Annotated in this window: 15 protein-coding genes; 10 read left to right on the top strand and 5 right to left on the bottom strand. The window is 72.7% G+C overall.

The features are described 5' to 3' along the window. The first annotated feature begins 40 nt into the window (after positions 1–40). The 7 genes from ACH4ZX_RS22110 to ACH4ZX_RS22080 all read left to right on the top strand — a co-directional run bounded on the left by ACH4ZX_RS22110 (position 41) and on the right by ACH4ZX_RS22080 (position 7,700). On the top strand, positions 41–850 hold the full coding sequence (locus ACH4ZX_RS22110; RefSeq protein ID WP_398275251.1) for an NAD-dependent epimerase/dehydratase family protein: 810 nt from the start codon (positions 41–43) through the stop codon (positions 848–850). A 415-nt stretch (positions 851–1,265) separates the two neighbouring features. Continuing rightward, entirely contained in the window at positions 1,266–2,048 is a 783-nt protein-coding gene (locus ACH4ZX_RS22105; RefSeq protein WP_398275248.1) for a DeoR/GlpR family DNA-binding transcription regulator, read from the top strand. 123 nt (positions 2,049–2,171) lie between these two features. Beyond that, the gene (locus ACH4ZX_RS22100) at positions 2,172–3,536 is read left to right on the top strand and encodes an ABC transporter substrate-binding protein (RefSeq protein WP_398275245.1); all 1,365 of its coding nucleotides are present in this window, start codon (positions 2,172–2,174) and stop codon (positions 3,534–3,536) included. Beyond that, positions 3,533–4,480, top strand: coding sequence for a carbohydrate ABC transporter permease (locus ACH4ZX_RS22095; protein ID WP_398275242.1), 948 nt, complete (start codon positions 3,533–3,535; stop codon positions 4,478–4,480). The genes ACH4ZX_RS22100 and ACH4ZX_RS22095 overlap by 4 nt, the downstream gene beginning before the upstream one ends. Next, positions 4,480–5,364: a carbohydrate ABC transporter permease gene (locus ACH4ZX_RS22090; RefSeq protein ID WP_398275239.1), complete on the top strand. Its 885-nt coding sequence runs from the start codon at positions 4,480–4,482 to the stop codon at positions 5,362–5,364. The genes ACH4ZX_RS22095 and ACH4ZX_RS22090 overlap by 1 nt, the downstream gene beginning before the upstream one ends. After that, positions 5,361–6,350 (top strand): zinc-dependent alcohol dehydrogenase family protein, encoded by a 990-nt coding sequence (locus ACH4ZX_RS22085; RefSeq protein WP_398275236.1) that lies wholly within the window; start codon positions 5,361–5,363, stop codon positions 6,348–6,350. Before ACH4ZX_RS22090 ends, ACH4ZX_RS22085 begins: the two co-directional genes overlap by 4 nt. Before the next feature lie 150 nt (positions 6,351–6,500). Continuing rightward, positions 6,501–7,700 carry a TerD family protein gene (locus ACH4ZX_RS22080; RefSeq protein ID WP_398275500.1) on the top strand — a complete coding sequence of 400 codons (1,200 nt, stop codon included), beginning with the start codon at positions 6,501–6,503 and terminating at the stop codon, positions 7,698–7,700. A 50-nt stretch (positions 7,701–7,750) separates the two neighbouring features. Here ACH4ZX_RS22080 and ACH4ZX_RS22075 read toward each other — a convergent pair whose 3' ends face one another. Then, positions 7,751–8,329 (bottom strand): TetR/AcrR family transcriptional regulator, encoded by a 579-nt coding sequence (locus tag ACH4ZX_RS22075; RefSeq protein WP_398275233.1) that lies wholly within the window; start codon positions 8,327–8,329, stop codon positions 7,751–7,753. A 172-nt stretch (positions 8,330–8,501) separates the two neighbouring features. Here ACH4ZX_RS22075 and ACH4ZX_RS22070 point away from each other — a divergent pair, with 172 nt between their 5' ends. After that, entirely contained in the window at positions 8,502–9,929 is a 1,428-nt protein-coding gene (locus ACH4ZX_RS22070) for an MFS transporter (RefSeq protein ID WP_398275230.1), read from the top strand. A 489-nt stretch (positions 9,930–10,418) separates the two neighbouring features. Here ACH4ZX_RS22070 and ACH4ZX_RS22065 read toward each other — a convergent pair whose 3' ends face one another. From ACH4ZX_RS22065 to ACH4ZX_RS22050, 4 genes are all read right to left on the bottom strand, one after another. Continuing rightward, the gene (locus tag ACH4ZX_RS22065; RefSeq protein WP_398275227.1) at positions 10,419–11,435 is read right to left on the bottom strand and encodes a 1-aminocyclopropane-1-carboxylate deaminase; all 1,017 of its coding nucleotides are present in this window, start codon (positions 11,433–11,435) and stop codon (positions 10,419–10,421) included. 20 nt (positions 11,436–11,455) lie between these two features. Further along, a complete protein-coding gene (locus ACH4ZX_RS22060; RefSeq protein WP_398275224.1) occupies positions 11,456–12,103 on the bottom strand; it encodes a GntR family transcriptional regulator in 648 nt (215 codons plus the stop codon). Positions 12,104–12,229: 126 nt separating this feature from the next. Beyond that, on the bottom strand, positions 12,230–13,678 hold the full coding sequence (locus tag ACH4ZX_RS22055; protein WP_398275221.1) for an alkaline phosphatase PhoX: 1,449 nt from the start codon (positions 13,676–13,678) through the stop codon (positions 12,230–12,232). 171 nt (positions 13,679–13,849) lie between these two features. After that, entirely contained in the window at positions 13,850–15,277 is a 1,428-nt protein-coding gene (locus ACH4ZX_RS22050) for a hypothetical protein (RefSeq protein WP_398275218.1), read from the bottom strand. A 273-nt stretch (positions 15,278–15,550) separates the two neighbouring features. Between ACH4ZX_RS22050 and ACH4ZX_RS22045 the strand changes: the two genes are divergently transcribed. Next, positions 15,551–17,377 (top strand): endonuclease/exonuclease/phosphatase family protein, encoded by a 1,827-nt coding sequence (locus ACH4ZX_RS22045; protein WP_398275216.1) that lies wholly within the window; start codon positions 15,551–15,553, stop codon positions 17,375–17,377. A gap of 175 nt (positions 17,378–17,552) precedes the next feature. After that, a complete protein-coding gene (locus ACH4ZX_RS22040) occupies positions 17,553–18,602 on the top strand; it encodes a YihY/virulence factor BrkB family protein (protein ID WP_398275213.1) in 1,050 nt (349 codons plus the stop codon). Positions 18,603–19,513 lie beyond the last annotated feature (911 nt).

Below are 19,513 nucleotides of genomic sequence, written 5' to 3'. Positions count from 1 at the left end.
CGGCCACCTGTCAGAGGCGGCGGACCAAGGAGAACCGAGGATGCCCGCTCCCCGCACCGTTCTGCTCACCGGCGCAGCCGGCGGACTCGGCACCCTGATGCGGAACCTGCTCCCGGCCTTCGGCTACGAGCTGCGCCTTCTCGACCTGCTCCCCATCGAGGGCGACCCGGACGCGATCACCGCCGACCTGGCCGACAAGGACGCCGTGCGCGAGGCCGTGCGGGGCGTCGACGCGATCATCCACCTCGCCGGCATCTCCCTGGAAGCCCCCTTCGACAAGATCCTCAGGGCGAACATCGAGGGCACCTACAACGTCTACGAGGCCGCCCGCGAGGAGGGCGTGGGCCGCGTCGTCTTCGCCTCCTCCAACCATGCCGTGGGCTTCACCCCGCGCCCGCAGGGCGACGACCCGCTGATCCCGGTCGACACCCCGCACCGCCCGGACACCTTCTACGGCCTGTCCAAGTCCTTCGGCGAGGACCTGGCCCAGTTCTACTGGGACAAGTACGCCCTGGAGACGGTGTCGGTGCGCATCGGCTCCTGCTTCCCCGAGCCGACCAGCGTCCGGATGCTGTCGGTGTGGATGAGCCCGGCCGACGGCGCCCGCCTCTTCCACGCGGCCCTGACCGCCGAGAACGTCGGGCACACCGTCGTCTACGGCTCCTCCGCCAACACCCGGCTGTGGTGGGACCTGTCCAGCGCGCGGGCGCTCGGCTACGAACCGCAGGACGACTCCGAGCCGTTCGCCGAGAAGCTCATCGCCGAACAGGGCGAGCTGGACCCGGAGAACGTGGCGCACGCCTGCCTCGGCGGCCACTTCGTGAGCGACCCGCCTATCTGGCCGTACTGATCCGGTACGCCGCGCCATCCGGCCGTACTGATACTGATCCGGTACGGCCGTATCCATCCGGCCGTTACTGATCCAGCCGTACTGATCCAGCCGTACTGATCCGGCTGACGAGGCGGAAGACGGACGTTCGCGCGGGCGGGCGGGCACCGAACGGGCCCGCCCGCCCGCGCATTCGGGCACCGCGGCTGCCCGATCCCACGCCCCGGCCCACGCCCGCGCAGGTCCGAGACGGGCACCCGCTCCGCCAAGCGGGCACAAACGGTCATCATCCGATCCGCGACAAGCCTGTCCGGCGCGGAAACGCCGCTGTACAACTTCCCCCATGGGCCCGACCGGGCCCGAACGGGCAGTCCGGCCCGACGCCGGGGAGGCGAACGGGCCGCCGGTACAGCGGCACGCGGGAAGCAGGTGTGGGATGACGACGGCGAAGGCGACGAGGACGGCCGAGGAGCGCCAGCGCGAGATCGTGCGGGTCGCCCGCGCCACCGGCTCGGTCGACGTCACCGCGCTCGCCGGCGACCTGGGCGTGGCCAAGGAGACCGTACGCCGGGACCTGCGCGCCCTGGAGGACCACGGTCTGGTCCGCCGCACCCACGGCGGCGCCTACCCCGTGGAGAGCGCGGGGTTCGAGACCACGCTCGCCTTCCGCGCCACCAGCCACGTCCCCGAGAAGCGCCGGATCGCGGCCGCCGCGGCCGAACTGCTCGGGGACGCGGAGACGGTCTTCGTCGACGAGGGGTTCACACCGCAGCTCATCGCCGAGGCGCTGCCCCGGGACCGGCCGCTGACCGTGGTCACCGCCTCCCTGCCGGTCGCGGGCTCGCTCGCGGAGGCGGAGAACGTCTCGGTGCTGCTGCTCGGCGGCCGGGTGCGCTCCGGCACGCTGGCGACCGTCGACCACTGGACGACGAAGATGCTGGCCGGCTTCGTCGTCGACCTCGCCTACATCGGCGCCAACGGCATCTCCCGCGAGCACGGACTGACCACTCCCGACCCGGCCGTCAGCGAGGTCAAGGCGCAGGCGATCCGGTCGGCCCGGCGCACCGTGTTCGCGGGCGTCCACACCAAGTTCGGGGCGGTGAGCTTCTGCCGCTTCGCCGAGGTCGGCGCGCTGGAGGCCATCGTCACCAGCACCCTGCTCCCCGCCGCCGAGGCCCACCGCTACTCCCTGCTGGGGCCGCAGGTCGTCCGCGTCTGACACCGGGCCGCCCCTTCCCCTACCCGGGGCTCCGGCGCACCACCCACCACCCGTCCTGCGGGCCCCCGTTCCCGCAGGAGTCCCCTTTGCGCACCTACGTTCACATACGTCCAGGAGTACCGCATGCGAACCCAGAGCCGACGCGTGCCACGCACCCTCTTCGCCGTGGCCACCATAGGGACGCTGATCACTCCGCTCGCCGCCTGCTCGGGCGCGGGCGGGTCCGCCTCCTCCGGGGGCCGCTCCATCAACGTGCTGATGGTGAACAACCCGCAGATGGTGGAGTTGCAGAAGCTGACCGCCGCGCACTTCACCAAGGACACCGGCATCGAGGTCAACTTCACCGTCCTGCCGGAGAACGACGTCCGCGACAAGATCAGCCAGGACTTCGCCAACCAGGCCGGCCAGTACGACGTCGCCACGCTCAGCAACTACGAGATCCCGATCTACGCCAGGAACGGCTGGCTGCACCCGCTGGACACGTACGTGAAGAAGGACACCGCCTTCGACCAGGACGACATCCTCGCCCCGATGACGCAGGCCCTCACCGCGAAGGACGGCAAGCTCTACGGCGAGCCCTTCTACGGCGAGTCCTCGTTCCTGATGTACCGCAAGGACGTGTTCGCGAAGGCGGGCCTGACCATGCCCGCCAAGCCCACCTGGAAGCAGGTGGCCGCCCTCGCCGCGAAGGCGGACGGCGCCGAGTCCGGCATGAAGGGCATCTGCCTGCGCGGCCTGCCCGGCTGGGGCGAGGTCATGGCGCCGCTGACCACGGTCGTCAACACCTTCGGCGGCACCTGGTTCGACAAGGACTGGAACGCGCGGCTGGACTCGAAGGAGTTCAAGGAGGCCACGCGGTTCTACGTCGACCTGGTCCGCAAGCACGGTGAGGCGGGCGCCGCGCAGTCCGGCTACGCCGAGTGCCTGAACAACATGACCCAGGGCAAGACGGCCATGTGGTACGACGCCACCGCCGGCGCCGGCTCCCTCGAGGCCGCCGGCTCCCCGGTCAAGGGCAGGATCGGCTACGTCCCGGCGCCGGTCGAGAAGACCGGCAGCTCCGGCTGGCTCTACACCTGGGCGTGGGGCGTCCAGAAGGCGTCCAAGCACGCCGGCGACGCCTGGAAGTTCATCTCCTGGGCCTCCGGCAAGGACTACGAGAAGCTCGTCGGCAGGTCCATCGGCTGGGCGAACGTGCCCGCGGGCAAGCGGACCTCCACCTACGACATCCCGCAGTACCGCGAGGAGGCGGCCGCCTTCGCGGACGTCACCCGGGACGCCATCGCGGGCGCGAAGCCGGAGGACCCGGGCGTGCAGCCGCGGCCCGCGCCCGGCATCCAGTTCGTCGGCATCCCCGAGTTCACCGACCTCGGCACCAAGGTCTCGCAGGAGATCAGCTCGGCCATCGCCGGACGGCAGTCCGTGGACAGCGCGCTGAGGAAGGCCCAGGTTCTCGCCGAACCCGTCGGAGAGAAGTACCGCGGATGACCGTCACCACACCCTCCCCCCGGGTCGCCGCCGCCCCCGCGCGGCCGGCGCCCCGGCGGCCGGACCGTCTGCGCGCCTGGGTCACCCGGGCCCCGCTGCTGCCATCCCTGGTCTTCATGATCGTCGTCACGCAGCTGCCGTTCGTCGCCACGCTGGTGATCTCGTTCTTCGACTGGAACGCGCTCTACCCGGACGACCGCCGCTTCGTCGGCTTCGCCAACTTCTCCGAGGTGCTGAGCACGCCCGCGCTGCGCAGGTCGGTGTGGACGACCGTCCTGCTGACCGCGACCGTGGTCCTCGTCAGCCTGGCGCTGGGACTGGTGCTGGCGCTGCTCCTTGACCGGAGGTTCCGCGGCCGGGCCGCCGTGCGCACCATGCTCATCGCCCCCTTCCTGCTGGTGCCGATCGCGGCGGCGCTGCTGTGGAAGCACGTGCTGTTCAACCCCGAGTACGGCCTGTTCAACGGCGTCCTGCACTGGATCGGCGGGGACGGCGCGGCCCAGCCGGACTGGATCTCCGAGATGCCGCTGGCGGCGGTCGAGGCGTCGCTGATCTGGCAGTGGACCCCGTTCATGACGCTGATCCTGCTCGCCGGGCTGCAGAGCCGCGACCCGGAGCTGATCGAGGCGGCCCGGATGGACGGCGCGAACGACCGGCAGGTGTTCCTGCACATCACCCTGCCGCACATGCGCCGCTACATCGAACTGAGCGTGCTGCTCGGTTCGATCTACATCGTGCAGAACTTCGACGCGGTGTACACCATCACCTCCGGCGGCCTGGGCACCGCGAACCTGCCGTACACCGTCTACCAGACGTTCTACCAGGCGGACGAGAACGGGCTGGCCTCCGCGGCCGGCGTGATCGTCGTCATCGGCTCGCTGGTCCTCGCGACGTTGGCGCTGCGCGTCGTGTCGTCCCTGTTCCGTGCGGAGGTGTCGCACTGATGGCCGCCGTCACCACTCCCGTCACCACCACTGTCGCCACCACCGCCCCGCGGCGCACCCGCGGCAGGCTGCGGGGGGCCGCCCTGGGGTTCGCCGCCTGGCTGGCCGGCCTGCTGTTCGTGCTTCCCCTGCTGTGGATGGTCCTGACGTCCTTCCACTCCGAGGCGGACGCGGCGACCAACCCGCCGTCCCTGACCGCCTCGCTCACCCTGGACGGCTACCGCGCGTTCTTCGGGGTGGGCGGCGGGGCGAGCCCCTGGCCGTCGCTGATCAACTCGACGACGGCCGCGGTGGCCTCCACGCTGCTGACGCTGTGCCTCGCACTGCCCGCCGCGTACGCGCTGTCCATCCGGCCGGTGCGGAAGTGGACCGACGTCCTGTTCTTCTTCCTGTCCACCAAGATGCTGCCGGCGGTGGCGGGGCTGCTGCCGGTCTACCTGTTCGCGAAGAACGCCGGCCTGCTGGACAACGTCTGGACGCTGGTCGTGCTGTACACGGCGATGAACCTGCCGATCGCGGTGTGGATGATGCAGTCCTTCCTCTCCGAGGTGCCCGCCGCGATCGTCGAGGCGGCGCAGATCGACGGTGCGAGGCTGCCGACGATCCTGTGGCGCGTGGTGACCCCCATCGCGCTGCCCGGCATCGCGGCCACCGCCCTGATCTGCTTCATCTTCAGCTGGAACGAGCTGCTGTTCGCCCGGGTGCTCACCGGCGTGGTCGCCGAGACCGCCCCCGTCTTCCTGACCGGCTTCATCACCAGCCAGGGCCTGTTCCTGGCGAAGGTGTGCGCCGCGTCGCTCGTCATCTCCCTGCCGGTGCTCGCCGCGGGATTCGCCGCCCAGGACAAGCTGGTCCAGGGCCTGTCGTTGGGAGCCGTCAAATGAAGGCCGCCGTCATCGAGTCCGTGGGCCGTGCCGTCGTCGCCGAGGTCCCCGACCCGACGCCGGGCCCCCGCGAGGTCGTCGTCGAGGTCGCCGCGTGCGGGCTGTGCGGCACCGACCTGCACATCCTGCGGGGCGAGTTCGCCCCGAAGCTGCCGATCGTGCCGGGGCACGAGTTCGCGGGCGAGGTGGTCGGGGTGGGCACCCGGGTCACCGAGGTGTCGGCCGGCGACCGGGTGGCGGTGGACCCCTCCCTGTACTGCCACGAGTGCCGCTACTGCCGGGCCGGCCACAACAACCTGTGCGAGCGCTGGGCGGCGATCGGGGTCACCACGGCCGGCGGGGCGGCCCGGTACGCGGTGGCGCCGGTGGCCAACTGCGTGAAGCTGCCCGAGCACGTCCGCACCCAGGACGCGGCGCTGGTGGAACCGCTGTCCTGCGCGGTGCGCGGCTACGACGTCCTCAGCTCCCGGCTGGGCGCGCACGTCCTGATCTACGGCTCGGGGACGATGGGCCTGATGATGCTGGAGCTGGCGAAGCGGACGGGCGCGGCGAGCGTCGACGTGGTGGACGTCAACCCGGCCCGCCTGGAGACGGCGCGCGGGCTCGGCGTCTCGGCCGCGGCGGGCAGCGCCGACGAACTGGACCGGCCGCAGGGCTGGGACGTCGTGGTCGACGCGACCGGCAACGCGGCGGCGATCCAGGACGGGCTGGACCGGGTGGCGAAGGCGGGCACGTTCCTGCAGTTCGGGGTCGCGGACTACGCGGCCCGGGTGACCATCGACCCGTACCGGATCTACAACCAGGAGATCACCATCACCGGGTCCATGGCCGTGCTGCACAGCTTCGAGCGGGCGGCGGAGCTGTTCGCGAACGGGGTGCTGGACCCGGAGGTGTTCATCAGCGACCGGGTGCCGCTGGAGCGTTACCCGCAGGCGCTGGAGCAGTTCGCGGCGGGGATCGGGCGGAAGATCGTGGTGGTGCCGTAGGACGGCCGCCCGCGCGGCCGGCGCCGAGCGGGGCGGCGCGGCGCGGGAGGGGTGGCCGGGGCGGCGCGGGAGGGGGGTGGCCGGGGCGGCGCGGGAGGGGGAGTAAGGGAACGGCAAAACGCCTCCGCTCGTTCACCCGGCATGACAGCTATGACCCCCGGCTCGAACATCCCGCTCTCCGCCGCCCGCGTGACGGTGGACGTCGCCGCCCCGGTGCGGCTCGACGTTTCGGGCCTGCTGCTCACCGCCGACGGCAAGGTGCGCTCCGACGACGACTTCATCTTCTACAACCAGCCCGCCGGACCGGGCGTGACCTACCGTTCCGGCGGCGGCACGGCGCCCGACGCGATCACGGTCGACACGACCGCGCTCCCGCCGGGCATCGAGAAGGTCGTCGTCACGGCCAGCCCGGACGCGGCCGGGCAGACCTTCCAGGGCATCGAGCCGACGGCCACCCTCCGCAACGCGGACGACCACAGCGTGCTGGCCACGTTCACGCCCCCGCGGCTGGGCACCGAGACGGCGCTGGTGGTCATGGAGATCTACCTGCGGGGCGGCGCGTGGAAGGCGCGGGCGGTCGGCCAGGGGTACGCGAACGGTCTGGCCGGCATCGCCACCGACTTCGGCGTGACGGTGGAGGAACCGGCCCCCGCGCCGCAGCCGGCCGCTCCCCCGATGCCCGCGCCGCAGGCGCCGGTGACGCCCCCGGCCGCTCCGTTCGGCGCTCCCCCGGTCCCGCCGGCGCCGCCCGCCCCGCCCGCCCCCGGCGCCGGGAAGATCAACCTCGACAAGGGCCGCGTCAGCCTGCAGAAGAACCAGACCGTCTCCCTCGTCAAGGGCGGCCGCCCGCTGCTGTCGCAGGTCAAGATGGGCCTCGGCTGGGAGCCGGCGTACCGCGGCAAGTCCATCGACCTGGACGCTTCGGTGATCGCCTACGGCCCGCAGCGCAACCACATCGACAGCTGCTACTTCGGCAAGCTGCAGATCCTGAGCGGCGCGGTCAAGCACTCCGGCGACAACCTCACCGGCGAGGGCGCCGGCGACGACGAGGTCATCGTCGTCGACCTCGGCCGCCTCCCCCAGGAGGTCACCGGGCTGGTGTTCACGGTGAACTCCTTCTCCGGGCAGAAGTTCACCGAGGTCGCCAAGGCCTACTGCCGCCTGCTGGACGGCACGACCGGCGAGGAGCTGGTCCGCTTCGACCTCACCAACGCCGAGGCGCAGACCGGCGTGATGATGGCGAAGCTGATCCGCCAGTTCTCCGGCGAGTGGGACATGACGGCCATGGGCGACTTCGTCAAGGCGCGCACGGTCCGGGGCATGGTCAAGCCGGCCGCCCAGGCGCTGTAGGCGTCCGTACGACGCCCGGGGCGCCCCCCCGGACCGGGGGCGCCCGGCGGTCACCTCCCGGCCGCGGGCCGCAGTCCGTCCATGAGCAGCGACAGGTACCGGCGGACCTGCCCGACCCCGCCGCTCGCGAGTTCCGAGGCGGTGCTGATGCCGTGGGTCAGGCGCAGCACGTCGATCGGCTCGACGTCACTCCGCAGGGTCTCCTCCCGCTGCGCCGCCGCCACCAGCCTCGCCGCCGCCTGCTTCAGGCTGGCCGCGCAGGCGGTGAGCGTGACGTTGCTGCCGTCCGTGACGGCCGAGCCCAGCAGGGACTTCAGGCCGCGGACCTCGATTGTGCCCAGGCACACCTCGTACAGCCACTCCCCCAGCGCCTCGCCGGGCGGCAGCCGCTGCGCCAGCTCGCCGGCCCGTGCGGCGAGCGCCTCGATCGCGTCGACGTACACCGCCTCCAGCAGCGCCTGCCGGGTCGGGAAGTGCCGGTACAGGGTGCCCGAGCCGACCCCCGCCCGCTTCGCGATGTCGTCGAGGGACGCGCTCTCCCCGTGCTCGGCGAACGCCTCGGCCGCAGCCTTCAGCAGCTTGTCGTAGTTGCGCCGGGCATCCGCCCGCATGGGCTTGACCTGCGTCATCCAGCAACTCCTTGCGAACCGGGGACGCTCTCCGTATCGTACCGAGAGTTAAACGGAGACAGTCCCCGGTTATCGCTGTCATCTCCACGAGCGCGGCTCTCGCCTGCCCGCACATCTCTGCTTCGCGCTGCCCGCACGCCTGTCGCCGGGGACATCACAACGGGAGAATTCCATGTCCACCCCGCCCACGGCCACCGCCGGAGCACGTTCGACAGCGCAGCGGCCCGCCCGGCTCGGCACCGTCCTCCTCGTCGTCGTCACCGCCTACCTGATGGTCGGCGTCGACTCCACCGTCGTCAACGTCGCGCTGCCCGGCATCCAGGCCGACCTCGGTTTCAGCCCCACCGGCCTGTCCTGGGTCCTGAACGCCTACACCCTCGCCTTCGGCGGACTGCTGCTGCTCGGCGGGCGCGTCGGCGACATCGCCGGCCGCCGCCGCACCCTCACCACCGGCGTGCTCGTCTTCGCCGTCGCCTCCCTGCTCGGCGGGCTCGCCGTCGACGGCGGCTGGCTGCTCGCGGCCCGCGCCCTGCAGGGCGCGGGCGCCGCCCTCATCGCGCCCAGCACCCTCGCCCTGATCACCACCACCTTCCCCGAGGGCCCCCGCCGCCACCACGCCCTCGGCGTCTACGCGTCCATGGCCGGCATCGGCGCCTCCGTCGGCCTGGTCCTCGGCGGCATGCTCACCTCGTGGGCCTCCTGGCGCTGGGCCCTGCTCATCAACGTGCCCATGGGCGCCGGCGTGGCCTGGGCCCTCCCCCGCCTGGTCACCGAGACGACGCGGCACGCGGGCCGGTTCGACGCGGCCGGCGCGCTCACCGGCACCGCCGGGACGACATCGCTGGTGTACGCCTTCATCCGGGTCTCCGAGAAGGGCTGGAGCGCTCCCGGCGCACTGCTCGGCTTCAGCACGGCGGCGGCCCTGCTGGCGGCCTTCGTCCTGGTCGAGTCGCGGGCCGCGCAGCCGATCATGCCGCTGCGCCTGTTCGCCGACCGCGACCGGGCGGGCGGCTACGCGGGCGTCCTGCTGCTGCCCGCCGGGATGTTCGGCGCCTTCTACTTCCTCACCCTGGTCAGCCAACGCGTCCTGGACTACAGCCCGTTGCGGGCCGGCTTCGCCTTCCTGCCGATGACGCTGGCGATGTTCGGCACCGTCCGCCTCACACCGCGGCTGCTGGGGCGCTTCGGCGCCAAGCCGGTGCTCCTGACCGGCATGACGCTGCTCGTCGGCGCGGCGGGCTGGCTGTCCCGACTGGCGCCCGGCGACGGCTACCGGACCGGGCTGCTCGGCCCCTTGCTGCTCCTGGGCGTGGGCGTCGGCCTGAGCTTCATGCCGCTCAACGTGACGATCCTCGCGCGGGTCGAGCCGCGCGAGGCCGGCGCCGCCTCCGGGCTGCTGCAGACCATGCAGTGGCTCGGCGGCACGCTGGGCCTGTCCGTCCTGGTCACCGTCTTCGGCACGACGACCCGGCACGCGACCGGGTCGCCGTCCGTCATCCTCACCCAGGGCTCGGCCCGCGCCTTCGGCGCCGGCGCGCTGATCGCCCTGTGCGCCCTGCTGGTGTCGGCGCTCGTGATCACCGGACGCCGCGAGGCGTGAGCGCTCCGCCGGAGTGCGGGCGGTGTCGGGCCGCGGCCGGCCCTGCCCGACCCCGCCCGGCCGCGCCGGACCGTGCCGTGCCGTGCCGGGACGTGCCGGGACGTGCCGGGACGTGCCGGGACGTGCCGGGACGTGCCGTGCCGTGCCGGGACGTGCCGGGACGTCGGTCAGCCGCCGCGCCGTCGTGGCCGGTCGCGCAGTTCCCCGACCCCCTTCAGGGCGCTGTCGAACCGCCCTCCGACGGCACCCCGCCCGATCACAACAGGGCACTGCAGGCGCTGAGCGCGCCGTGCCGTGCCAGGACGTCCATCAGCCGCCGCGCCGTCGTGGCCGGTCGCGCAGTTCCCCGACCCCCTTCAGGGCGCTGTCGAACCGCCTGCGGACAGCGCACGGCCCGCTCAGTACAGCGCGCTGTAGTGCTGAGCGCACCGGGCCCCGCCGCACCGGGCCAGGCCGTCCATCAGCCGCTGCGGACGGTGCGCGGGTCGGTCAGAACAGGGCGCTGTAGGCGTTGAGCGCGGGCTGTCCGCCCAGGTGGGCGTAGAGGACGGTGGCGTCCCGGCCGATTTCCCCGCGCGCGACCAGGTCGACCATCCCGGCCATCGACTTCCCCTCGTACACCGGGTCGGTGACCATCCCCTCGGTGCGGGCGGCGAGCCGCATCGCCTCCAGCGTGGCCTCGTCCGGGATGCCGTACGTGCCCGCGTGGTAGCGCTCGTCCAGCTCGACGTCCTTCTCGGTCAACTCCCTCTCCACGCCGATGAGTCGACCGGTGTTGTGGGCGATCCGGGCGATCTGCGCGCGGGTCGCGGCCGGCTTCGCCGACGCGTCGATGCCGATCACCCGCCGCGGCCGCCCGCCCGCCTGCTCCAGGGCCGCGAACCCGGCGACCATGCCCGCCTGCGTCGACCCGGTCACCGAACACACCACCACGGTGTCGAAGAAGACGCCCAGCTCCCGCTCCTGCTCGGCGACCTCCTGCGCCCACCCGGCGAACCCGAGGCCGCCGAGCGGGTGGTCGGACGCCCCGGCCGGGATGGCGTACGGCTTCCCGCCCGACTCCTCGACCTCCCTGAGCGCCTGCTCCCAGCTCTCCTTGAACCCGATCCCGAACCCGGCGCGCACCAGCCGCACGTCGGCCCCGGCGAGGCGGCTGACCAGGATGTTGCCGACCTTGTCGTACACGGAGTCCGGCCAGTCCACCCAGCTCTCCTGCACCAGCACGCACTTCAGCCCGGCGCGGGCGGCGCAGGCGGCGACCTGGCGGGTGTGGTTGGACTGCACCCCGCCGATCGACACGAGCGTGTCGCAGCCCTTCGCCAGCGCGTCGGCGACCAGGTACTCCAGTTTGCGGGTCTTGTTGCCGCCGTAGGCGATGCCGGAGTTGCAGTCCTCACGCTTGGCCCACAGGGAGGCCCCGCCGAGGTGTGCGGTCAGCCGCTCCAGGGGGTGCACGGGCGACGGCCCGAAGAGCAGCGGGTAACGGTCGTACGAGGAAAGGGACATGCGTCCTCCCGGGGTCGGGGTCAGTCGCCGTCGGCGAGTTCGGCCAGGCCGCGCCAGATCTCCGCGGTGACCCGGACGGCGGTGTCCGCGTCACCGGCCGCGCAGGCCGCGATCAACTGCTCGTGCAGGCCCGCCGAACGGCAGGTGCCGCCCTGGCCGAAGCGGCGTCGCTCCAGCCGGCGGATGAGCGGGGTGTAGCGGGCGACGGTGGCGGCGGCCGCGCGGTTGCCGGCGACGCGGACCAGGACGTCGTGCAGGTCGTCGTCGGCGCGCACCGCCGCGTCCACGTCGCCCGAGCCGACGGCGGCGGCGAACCGCTCGTTGGCCGCGCGCATCGCCGCCACGTCCGCCGCGGACAGCCGGGGCACCGCGACCCGCGCCACCAGTTCGTGCATCGCGCCGACCACGGCCGCCGCGTCCCGCACCTCGGCGGCGACGACCGGGGTCACCCGCGTGTAGCTCTGCGGCTTGCTCTCCAGCAGCCCCTCGTCCACGAGCCGGGAGAACGCCTCCCGCACCGGCGCCCGGGACAGTCCCAGCCGCTCGGCGAGATCGGCGTCCCGCACCACCGTGCCGGGCTCGATCTCCCCGGCCACGATGGCGTCCCGGATCACTTCGTACGCCCGGTCCCTGAGCAGGGTGCGCCGGACGGGTCGAATGGCCTCCACGACTGAAATGTTAGATGTCAGTAGCCCGGCGGACAAGGCCGTGGCCCGCACCTGCGGTGAGGTGCGGGCCACGGCCCGGTGCGCCGGGGACGGCGCGGTGCCCGCGGGGAAGGGCGGGCCGGCGGGTCAGCCGCGCTTCTGCCGCTTCCACGGCCCCGTGACGGCGAGCATGATGCCCGGGGTCTGGATGTTGGCGAACAGGGTCTTTCCGTCGGGAGAGAAGGTGACGCCGGTGAACTCGCTGTACTCGGGCTCCGCCGCGGTGCCGATGTTCAGTTCGTTGCGGGCGATGGGGTACGTGCGGCCGCTGTCGGTGGCGCCGAACAGGTGCTGCACGCCCTCGCCGTCCTCGGCGATGACGAGCCCTCCGTACGGCGAGACGGTGATGTTGTCGGGGCCGTCGAAGGCGCCGTCGGCGGAGGGGTCGGTGTTGACGCCGAGCAGGACCTTCAGGGTGAGGGTGCGGCGCTTGGGGTCGTAGAACCAGACCTGGCCGTCGTGCGCGGTGCCGGGGCTCTCGGCGCGGGCGTAGGAGGCCACGATGTAGGCGCCGCCGTCGCCCCACCACATGCCCTCCAGCTTGCGGGAGCGGGTGACCTGGCCGTCGGTGAACTGCTTGCGCACCGACACCGTCTTCGCGTCGCGGTCGGGGACGTCCACCCAGTCGACGCCGTACACCGTGCCGATCCTGGTGGCGCGGGAGAGGTCGTCGACGAACTTGCCGCCGGAGTCGAAGCACTTGAACGCCTGCAGCACGCCCGCGTCGTCGGCGAGGGTGCGCAGCTTGCCGCGGCCGTGGCGGAAGCCCTCCGGCGGGGTCCAGCGGTACAGCAGGCCGTTGGGGCCGGACGCGTCCTCCGTCAGGTACAGGTGGCCGCGCTTGGGGTCGACGACGACGGCCTCGTGGGCGTACCGGCCCAGCGCCTTGACGGGCCTCGGGTCGCGGTTGGCCCGGCGGTCCTCGGGGTCGACCTCGAAGACGTAGCCGTGGTCCTTGGTCATGCCGTTCTGGCCGGCCTTGTCCTCGGTCTCCTCGCAGGTCAGCCAGGTTCCCCAAGGGGTGTTGCCGCCCGCGCAGTTGGTGGAGGTGCCGGCGATGCCGACCCACTCGGCGACGTGGTCGCGGCGCACCTCCACGACCGTGCAGCCGCCGGACGCGGCGGGGTCGTAGACCAGGCCGTCGGCGAGCGGGACGGGGTACGTCCAGTTGGCCCGCGGGCCCTTGAGCTCGTGGTTGTTGACCAGGAGGGTCGCGCCGCGGGGGCCGTCGAAGGCGGAGGTGCCGTCGTGGTTGGACGGGGTGAACTCACCGGACTCCAGCCTGGTCCTGCCGCTGTAGGTGACGATCCGGTACGAGAAGCCGGCGGGCAGCGCGAGGATGCCGTCCGGGTCGGGGACGAGGGGACCGTAGCCGACGCCGCCGTGCGCGTCGGCCGGCTCCTCCCCGGCGCGCTCGGTCTCCGTGGACGCGAGGGCGCCCGGCGCGGTGGCGAGTGCGCCGACGCTGCCCGCCAGCGCGACACCGGCGCCGGTGATCGCGGATTTCGCGGCGAAGTCCCTGCGGGTGAGCGACATGGAGTCTCCTGTGACAGTGGGTGCCGTGGAGGGTGGCGAACCTCGGGTCGGCGCCACCGTCCCGCCCGCGCCTGAACGCGGTCTGAACACCGGGCGACGTCACCGCGCACGCTTCCATGCGTCCGTGGGCACCGTTCACAGGAACCGGGCGTGACCCGATCCCCCGAGGCGTCAGTCCCCGCGCTGCGAGCGGGCCTTGAAGGCGGCCTTGCGGGCCTGCTTGGCTATCTTCTTGTCCGGGTGCAGGCGCCCCATCGCCTCCAGGACGTCGGCCGTCGCCGGGTGGTCCACCCGCCAGGCGGCCTCGAAGAAACCGCCGTGCTGAGCCGCCAACCCCTGTACCAGCGCCCGCAGTTCCTCGGAGTTGCCCTCGGCCGCGAGCTGGGCGGCCACCGTGTCGATGGTCAGCCAGAAGATCATCTTCTCGGAGGGCGCCGGCACGTCGGCGGCCTGCCGTTCGGTCAGCCAGACCCGGGCGAGCCCGCCCAGTTCGGCGTCGTCGAGCACCTCCCGCAGCGCCGGCTCGGCCTCCGCGCCGACCAGCGACAGCGCCTGCTGGCAGCGCAGCCGCCGCAGCGGCGCCCCGGCGTCCCCGCCCCGCGCGGCCGCCAGCAACTCCCTTGCCGCGGCCAGCGGTTCGCGGCGGGCGAGCCACTGCTCGATCTCGGCCTGCGCCGCCGTGTGCCCGAACGACGCCGCGCCGTCCAGGAGTGCGTCGGCGCCCTTGTCCGCCAGGTCGCCGACGGCGGGCGCCTGGAACCCGGCCTCCAGCAGCCTGGCCCGCACGCCGTACAGGCCGAGGGGGGTCAGCCGCACCATCCCGTAGCGGGACACGTCCGTCTCGTCGACGGGCACGGCGGGCTCCTCGTCGGCGTCCGTCATCAGCGCCTCGTCCACCGGCTGGTACTCCACCAGCCCCACCGGTTCGAGCAGCCGGAACTGGTCGTCGAGGCGCATCATCGCCTCGGAGACCTCTTCCAGCACGTCGTTGCTGGGCTCGGTCATGTCGGTGGGCACGAGCATCGACGCGGCGAGCGCCGGCAGCGGCACCGGCGACCCGCCCGGCCCGTCCTCGCTGACCGTCAGCAGGTAGAGGTTGCCGAGGACGCCGTCCAGGAACTCGGCCTCCGCCTCGGGGTCCCAGTCCAGCTCGGAGAGGTCGACCCGCCCGCCGTCGTCCATGGCCTCGACCAGCCCGTCCAGGTCCGGCACGCTCGCGTCGGCCAGCAGCGTCTCCAGCGCCCCGAGCCACACCCCGAGCACGTCGCGCGGCGAGCCGCCGGTGAGCAGCGCCAGGTCCTCGCCGGCCGCGACGGTGCCCGCCTCCTCGTCGGCGATCTCGACGAGGCCGGTGTCCACGGCGACCCGCCAGGCCTCGCTCGCGCAGGCGGCGGCGTCGTCCCCGCTCAGCCCGAGGGCCGCGGCGGCCGCGGGCAGTTGCTCGTCGACCAGCCCGCCGGCGGCGTCGACACGCGTGTCCGGGCCAGCCCAGCGGGCGAGCCGCGCGGCCCGGGACAGCAACGGCGTGGACAGTGCGTCCCGCGCCAGCTCCGCTTCGGGATGCAGCCGTACCGGCGGCAGGGGGGAGCTGTCTGACATCGGCTGGTTCTCCTAGAACGGCTCGGGGCCGTACGACCACCTGGACGACGTACGACTCAGGTCGAAGCCTAGACGGATTTCCACCCATGCCGCCCGGTTCATCTCCCCGCCAGGGTCCGTACATGGCCGAAACCTTGACAACTGGCGCGAGCAGGCAGGAGATTGACGCGCGTAGAAACCGAGGACAACTGTTCACCGGTTTCTACGCGCGTCACCTTCGCAGCCAGCTCCACCCTCGTCCCGGCGCTCACGTATGTCCCCGGAGGGATCCCGTTGCCGAGCAAGTCTTCCGCGCGCCTCGCCGCGCTCACCGTCGCCGCCGTCTGTTCCGCGGCCTCCGCCGTCGTGCTGACCTCTCCCGCGCACGCCGACTCCGTGCGCATCCATGACATCCAGGGGACCACCCGCATATCCCCGTACGCCGGCCAGAAGGTCGCGGACGTGGCCGGAATCGTCACCGGCGTGCGCACCTACGGCTCTTCCAAGGGCTTCTGGATCCAGGACCCGAACCCCGACGCCGACCCGGCCACCAGCGATGGCGTGTTCGTCTTCACCAGCTCCACCCCGAAGGTCGCCGTCGGCGACTCCGTGACGGTCGGCGGCACGGTCTCGGAGTACGTGCCCGGCGGCACCTCGAGCGGCAACCAGTCGGTCACGGAGATCACCAAGCCGACGATCACGGTCGTCTCCAGCGGCAACGCGGTGCCCGCGGCCACGGTGATCGACGCGGACTCGGTGCCGGACGCCTACACCGCGGCCGGCGACACCGCCGCGAACGGCTCGATCAACGGTCTGGCGCTGGACCCGTCGGCGTACGCCCTGGACTACTACGAGTCCCTGGAGGGCATGAACGTCCAGGTCGCCGACACCCGCGTGGTCACCGCCACCGACGCCTACACCGAGCTGTGGGTCACGGTGAAGCCGCGCGAGCACGCCAACCGCCGCGGCGGCACGGTCTACGGCTCCTACGACTCCCAGAACACCGGCCGACTGCAGATCCAGTCGCTGGGCTCGACCGCCGCCTTCCCGAAGGCGAACGTCGGCGACACCCTCACCGGCACGACGGACGGCCCGCTGGACTACAACCAGTACGGCGGCTACACGCTCGTCGCGAACCGGATCGGCGCCCTCGAAAGCGCCGGACTGCAGCGGGAGTCGACCGAGAAGCAGCGGCACGGCGAGCTGGCGGTGGCCACGTACAACGTCGAGAACCTCGACCCGTCCGACGCCACCTTCGAGGAGCACGCCTCCGCGATCGTGAACAACCTCAAGTCGCCCGACATCGTGTCCCTGGAGGAGATCCAGGACAACACCGGCGCGACGGACGACGGCACCACCGCCGCGGACGTGACGGTGAACAAGCTGATCGACGCGATCGTCGCGGCGGGCGGCCCGCGCTACGACTGGCGCTCCGTCGACCCGGTGAACGACGAGGACGGCGGCCAGCCGGGCGGCAACATCCGCCAGGTGTTCCTGTTCAACCCGGAGCGGGTTTCCTTCACCGACCGCGCGGGCGGCGACGCCACCACCGCCGTCGGTGTCACCAAGGAGCATGGCAAGGCGGCCCTGACCGCTTCCCCGGGCCGGATCGACCCGACGAACGCCGCCTGGGAGGACAGCCGCAAGCCGCTGGCCGGCGAGTTCGTCTTCCGCGGCCGGACGGTCTTCGTGATCGCCAACCACTTCAACTCCAAGGGCGGCGACCAGGGCCTGACCGCGCAGTACCAGCCGCCGGTGCGCAAGTCGGAGGTGCAGCGCCACCAGCAGGCGACGCTCGTCAACGCCTTCGTCAAGAGCATCCTCGACGTGCAGAAGAACGCGGACGTCATCGCGCTCGGCGACATCAACGACTTCGAGTTCTCCGACACCGCGAAGATCCTCGAGGGTGACGGCGAACTGTGGTCGGCGATCAAGTCGCTGCCGAGGAGCGAGCGGTACACCTACGACTACCAGGGCAACCAGCAGGTCCTGGACCAGATCCTGATCAGCCCGTCGATCCGGCGCGGCTGCGACTTCGAGTACGACAGCGTGCACATCAACTCGGAGTTCAACGACCAGATCAGCGACCACGACCCGCAGGTGCTGCGGTTCCACCCGTAACCCCGCGGTTCGGGTGCCGGTGCCGGACGGGATCCCCGCGATCGGGCGAGGATCCCGCCCGGCCGGATACTCCCGGCCCGGCCCGATGCTCCCGTGCGGGCGGATGCTCCCGTCCGGCCGGAGGATTCGGGCCGCGGCCGCGATTCGCCGGGCGTATCCGGGCAACACGCTGGTCATGGACGAGGACGAGAACGACGAGGGCGGCAAGGACAGTCCCGCCCGGCTGCCCGCACGGTCCTGGCGGGCGGTGGCGCGGCGCACGGCGAAGGAACTGCTGGACGACGAACTCGGCGACCGGGCAGCCGCGTTGACGTACTACGGCGTGCTCTCGCTGTTTCCCGCGCTGCTGGTGCTGGTGTCCCTGCTGGGCGTGGTGGGGCAGCGCGCGACGGACAGGCTCCTGGACAACATCGGCGACCTGGCGCCCGGTCCCGCCCGGGACATCCTGCGGGACGCCGTCGTCCAGCTCGGCGACAGCGGCGGCACGGGCGGGGTAATCGCCGTGGCCGGGCTGCTCTTCGCCCTGTGGTCCGCGTCCGGGTACGTCGCCGCGTTCATCCGCACCTCCAACGCCGTGTACGACCTGCCGGAGGGGCGGCCGGTGTGGAAGCTGACGCCGCTGCGGCTGGCGCTGACCGTGGCGCTGATGGTGCTGCTGGCCGCGAGCGCGGTCATCGTCGTCTTCACCGGGCCGCTGGCCGAACGGGCGGGCACGGCGATCGGGCTGGGGCGGGCGGCGATCGCCGTGTGGGGCGTGGCGAAGTGGCCGGTGCTGCTGCTCCTGGTGGTCATGATGATCGGCCTGCTGTACTGGGCCGCGCCCAACGTCCGCGGCCGCGGCTTCCGGTGGATCAGCCCCGGCAGCGTCCTCGCCACGCTGATCTGGCTGGTGGCGTCCGCGGGGTTCGCGGTCTACGCGGCCAACTTCGGCTCGTACAACAGGACGTACGGCACCCTCTCCGGCGCCATCGTCTTCCTGGTCTGGCTGTGGCTGACCAACCTGGCGATCCTGCTGGGGCTGGAGTTCGACGCCGAACTCTCGCGCGAGCGGGCCATCGTCTGCGAGGGGCGGCCGCCGTCGGAGGAGCCGTACGTGGAACCCCGCGACACGCGGAAGTGGCCGCCGAGGCTTCGGGCGGCCCGGCGCCGCCGACGCCCGGCACAGCCGCCCACCGCCGGCCCACCCCCGGGCACACTCCCCGACCCGGCACACCCGGGCGCATAACCCCGACCACCCGGCCACCGCGGCACGGAGGCACGGCGCAGGCGCGCGCCGCCCACCGAGGCCCCCGCCGGCCCGGACACGGCGAAGCCACCAGCGGACCGCCACGGACCGAGCCCACGACACCCGCCGGGACCGCCCGGCCCCCGCTCGATCTCGTGCCGCGCGCAAAGGCCGCCCGGTGCGGCACGACCCGACGCGGCACGACCCGACGCGGCACGACCCGACGCGGCACAGCCGACGCGGCACAGCCCGGCCAGGCCCGACGTGGCACGACCCGATGCGGACGCCGGCCCGGTGCCGCACGGCACGGCGTGACACGACACAGCAAGGCCCAGCACGGTCCGGTGCCGCGCGGCGGGCGTCTGACGGTTGACGGAGCCGAGGGGGACGGGCGCCCGTAGCACCGCGAAGCCGACGCGATACGTGGCACCAGCCGAAGCGTCCGCGGACCCGGCCGCAGAGCGCCAGCGCGCAGCGCGGCGCCTGCCGCGCCCGCCGCACACCGGGTCGGGCGATGGCCTCGGCCGGCGCGGATCCGGCCGGGCCGACCGGCCCGAAGGCGGGTTCCCGGTCGCCGCGCCGCGCAATCGCGGACAGGCACCGCACGGAGGGACACCACGCGGACGGACGCCACGCAGGCGGGGACCACATGGCCGGGAGGCACCTGGGCGGAGACCACCTGGGCCGACACCACACGGACAGACGCCACACGGACGGGGACCACACAGGCGGGGACCACATGGCCGGGAGGCACCTGGGCGGAGACCACCTGGGCCGACACCGCAGGACGGACGCCGCGTGGGCAGGGACCGCACAGACGGACGCCGCGTGGGCCGGCACCACCCATGCGGCCACCGCGTGGGCCGGCGCCGCGCAGGCGGCCACCGGCGTGAGCGGGCGCCCGGATGTCC

The organism is Streptomyces sp. NPDC020490 (genome assembly GCF_044335305.1).
Taxonomy (GTDB): Bacteria; Actinomycetota; Actinomycetes; order Streptomycetales; family Streptomycetaceae; genus Streptomyces.
This window is presented reverse-complemented; position numbering and strand designations above follow the sequence as displayed.